Origin of the sequence: Serratia sp. 506_PEND (assembly GCF_001076875.1) — a bacterium.
Lineage (GTDB): Bacteria > Pseudomonadota > Gammaproteobacteria > Enterobacterales > Enterobacteriaceae > Serratia > Serratia marcescens.
In genome coordinates this window covers 1-3,799 of record NZ_JVEL01000285.1, presented here as the reverse complement: position 1 = coordinate 3,799, position 3,799 = coordinate 1, and the positions used below count along the sequence as shown (strand labels likewise).

Below are 3,799 nucleotides of genomic sequence, written 5' to 3'. Positions count from 1 at the left end.
CTCAGATCCGCAACGGCGGCACCAACGGCGATCCGGTGTTCCGCGGCATGTTCGGTTCGCGGTTGAAGATCCTCACCGACGGTTCGGAAATGCTGGGCGCCTGCCCATCGAGAATGGATGCGCCCACCTCTTACATCTCGCCGGAAAGTTTCGATCTGCTGACCATCACCAAAGGGCCGCAGACGGTGCTGTGGGGGCCGGGATCGTCGGCGGGCACCGTGCGTTTCGAACGTGAACGCCCACGCTTCGACAAGCCGGGCGTCAAGGGCAACGCCAGCGTGCTGACCGGCTCCAACGGCCGCTGGGACGAGAATATCGACGCCAGCCTCGGCGCCGAGCAAGGTTACTTGCGGGTGATGGCCAACAAATCTCGTTCCAACGATTATCAGGACGGCACCAATACGCGCGTGCCGTCGCGCTGGGACAAGTGGAACGGCGATCTGGCGCTCGGCTGGACGCCGGACAACGATACGCTGCTGGAAGTGACCATGGGCCGCGGCAACGGCGAGGCGCGCTATGCCGGCCGCAGCATGGACGGTTCGCAGTTCAAGCGCGAAAGCCTGGGCATGCGGGTGGAAAAATCCAACATCGGCGAGGTGCTGGATAAGCTGGAAGCGCAGGTCTACTACAACTACGCCAACCACGTGATGGACAACGTCACCCTGCGCTCACCGGGCAGCGGCGGCATGGGTGGGCACGGTGGCCATGGCGGTATGGGCATGGGCGGCCACGGCGGGCACATGATGTCTTCCGGCATGACGATGCAGCTCGATCGCCGCACCGTCGGCGGCCGCGTGATGGGCACCTGGCAGTGGCAGGACGTGAAGCTTGAAAGCGGCCTGGACACGCAGACCAATACCCACCGCAGCATGAGCCGCGGCAGCTGGGAAAAAGACGCCCAGTTCAACAGCTACGGCGCCTTCAGTGAGCTGACCTGGTCCACCAGCGAGCAGGATAAACTGATCGGCGGCGCGCGTCTCGATCGCACCCTGGTGGAGAACTTCCGCAACGGCGGCGACGCGGAGCGTTCCGACACCCTGCCGAGCGGTTTTATGCGCCTGGAGCACACGCTGGCCGAGCTGCCGCTGATGCTGTACGCCGGCGTCGGTTATACTGAGCGTTTCCCGGATTACTGGGAGCTATTCTCGCCGAAGCTCGGCCCGAATGGCAGCAAGGATCCGTTCTCCAGCGTCAAGAGCGAGAAAACCACGCAGCTCGACATCGGCGCACAATACAACGGCAAGCGCTTCAACGGCTGGGTCTCCGCTTATGTGGGCCGCGTCGATGATTTCATCCTGTTCAAATACGATCCGCACAATGCGCGTCTCAGCCAGGCCGATAACGTCAACGCCAACATCATGGGCGGCGAAATGGGCATGGGTTATCAGTTGAGCGAGCACTGGAAAACCGACGCCAGCCTGGCCTACTCCTGGGGCAAAAACACCAGCGACGGCCGCCCGCTGCCGCAGATCCCGCCGCTGGAGGCGCGTCTGGGGCTGACCTACGAGTACGGCGACTGGAGCGGCACCGGGCTGTGGCGTTTGGTCAGCAGCCAAAACCGCGTGGCGATCAACGAAGGCAACGTGGTGGGCAAAGACTTTGCCGAAAGCGCCGGCTTCGGCGTGCTCTCCGCGAACGCCGCCTACAAGGTGAATAAAAACGTCAAGCTGAGCGCCGGTCTGGATAACATCCTGAACAAGACCTACAGCGAGCACCTCAACCTGGCGGGCAACAGCGCCTTCGGCTATTCGGCCAACAGCGCGGTGAATGAACCGGGCCGCACCCTGTGGGCCAAGGTTAACGTCACCTTCTAAACCGTTCACCGGGCGATGGGCAACCGTCGCCCGGTCATGCGATATGCGATCCGGTTCTTAGGATATGAGTTTTAAGTTTTTCCCATTCGGTTAGGCGGCGATTACTATCGTCCTCAGGTTAATCATGGCCCCGGAGGGAATATGCAAAAGATCACTCGTTTTCTGGCCCTGCTCGGCGAGCTGATGATCGAAAAAGCCGAAGACGCCGCGCCACAGGCAGCCCAGCCTGACGATCGCGACGACGCGTTGCCACCGCGCCTCGAACGCGGCGTTCCGCTGGCTGACCGCTTCCTGTTCATGTAATTTCCCGCGCTGTTTACATTAGCCCGCTCACACTGAACGCACGATATGTTCGCGCAGCCACTGGTGAGCGGGATCCCGATGCGATCGTTCGTGCCACAGCATAGTCATTTCAAAACCCGGCACCGCCAATGGCGGTTTGAGTTGCTGCAATAACGGTTGGTTGCGCACCAGCCGCTCCGGCAACATCGCCACCAAATCGGACTGCGTCAGTACCGAGATAACGAAGAGAAAATGCGGCACGGAAAGCACCACGCGCCGCGTCAGCCCCACGTCCGCCAGCGCTTGGTCGGTGATGCCGTAGAAACCGCCGCCGTCCGGCGAAACCATCACCTGCTCCAATAGGCAGAATTGCGCCAGCGTCAGGTTTTCATGCAGCTTAGGGTGACCGACTCTGCCCACCAGCACATAGCGTTCACGGAATAGCGTACGCTGACGCAGACCGGGCGGCGCCCCTTCGCGGGTGTGAAACGCCAGATCGATCTCTCCCTGTTCCGCCAGTTTGGCGATGCGTGACGGCGCGGTTTCCAGCACCGCCAGCCGGGTGCCGGGCGCCGCCGTGCGCAAACCGTTCAGCGCCGGCAGGACGATGGTGGATTCGCCGTAGTCGAAGGCGGCCACACGCCAGATATCGGTCGCCACAGCGGGATCGAACGGCGTCGCCGGCGTTACCGCCAACTCAAGCGCCGCCAGCGCCTGGCGCAGCGGTTCCCGCAGTTGCTCCGCTCTGGCGGTTGGACGCATGCCGCGCGGGCCGGGCAACAGCAGCGGATCGTCAAAGATCGCCCGCAGTTTGGCGAGATGCACGCTGACTGCCGGCTGAGAGAAATTGAGCCGCTGCGCCGCGCGCGTGACGTTGTGCTCCGCCAGCAGCGCGTCGAGCGTCACCAGCAGATTGAGATCCAGCCGCCTTAAATTATTCATGGTTATACCTGGGATAACGGTAATTCATTTCTAATATACCTTGTGACGCCCTAACCTGCAGCTCTCACACCAAGGAGCGTTGTTATGAATGTGCTGATTGTTTACGCCCACCCGGAGCCGCAGTCGCTGACCGGCTCACTGAAAAACTTCGCCGTTGAACGCCTGACGCAGGCCGGCCATCAGGTCCAGGTGTCAGACCTGTACGCCATGAAGTGGAAAGCGGCGATCGACGCCGACGACAGCCTGGAAGGCGCATCAGGCCCACGTTTCGATCCTTCGCTGGATTCCCGGCGCGCGTTCGCCAACGGCGTGCAGAGCGCCGACATCGAACGGGAGCAACAAAAGCTGCGTTGGGCGGACGCGGTGCTGTTGCAGTTCCCGCTGTGGTGGTTCTCGATGCCGGCGATGCTGAAAGGCTGGTTCGATCGGGTCTATGCCTATGGTTTTGCCTACGGCGTCGGTGAGCATTCCGATACCCATTGGGGCGACCGTTACGGCGAGGGTATGTTGGCGGGCAAACGGGCGATGCTGATCGTCAGCGCCGGCGGGTGGGAATCCCATTACGCCCCGCGCGGCATCAACGGGCCGCTCGACGATATTCTGTTCCCGATCCAGCACGGCATGCTGCATTACCCGGGGTTCGAGGTGTTGCCGCCGTTCGTCACCTATCGCGCCGGTAAGACCGACGAGACGCGCTTTGCCGTCCTGTGCGAACAGCTCGGACAGCGGCTCGATAACCTGTGGCGCACCGAGCCGATTCC

General features: G+C 62.2%; 4 protein-coding genes. 3 read left to right on the top strand and 1 reads right to left on the bottom strand.

Translation table 11 applies throughout. From position 1 onward, the window contains the following. On the top strand, window positions 1-1,814 hold a 1,814-nt coding region (locus tag ADK28_RS07540; protein WP_048795317.1), incomplete at its 5' end, for a TonB-dependent copper receptor. A 141-nt stretch (window positions 1,815-1,955) separates the two neighbouring features. After that, complete coding sequence (locus ADK28_RS32405; RefSeq protein WP_016927696.1) at window positions 1,956-2,117, top strand: hypothetical protein; 162 nt, start codon at window positions 1,956-1,958, stop codon at window positions 2,115-2,117. 27 nt (window positions 2,118-2,144) lie between these two features. On the opposite strand, the gene ADK28_RS07535 is transcribed toward ADK28_RS32405, so the two are convergent. Next, window positions 2,145-3,038 (bottom strand): LysR family transcriptional regulator, encoded by an 894-nt coding sequence (locus ADK28_RS07535; RefSeq protein WP_048795316.1) that lies wholly within the window; start codon window positions 3,036-3,038, stop codon window positions 2,145-2,147. An 84-nt stretch (window positions 3,039-3,122) separates the two neighbouring features. On the opposite strand from ADK28_RS07535, the gene ADK28_RS07530 reads away from it, so the two are divergent. Then, window positions 3,123-3,799 (top strand): NAD(P)H-dependent oxidoreductase (locus ADK28_RS07530; protein ID WP_048795315.1); only part of this gene is annotated, 677 nt, incomplete at its 3' end.

Bases quoted from the DNA above. Each gene is read 5' to 3' on its own strand.
- ADK28_RS32405 (WP_016927696.1), top strand. From the start codon at position 1,956: ATGCAAAAGATCACTCGTTTTCTGGCCCTGCTCGGCGAGCTGATGATC.
- ADK28_RS07535 (WP_048795316.1), bottom strand. From the start codon at position 3,038: ATGAATAATTTAAGGCGGCTGGATCTCAATCTGCTGGTGACGCTCGAC.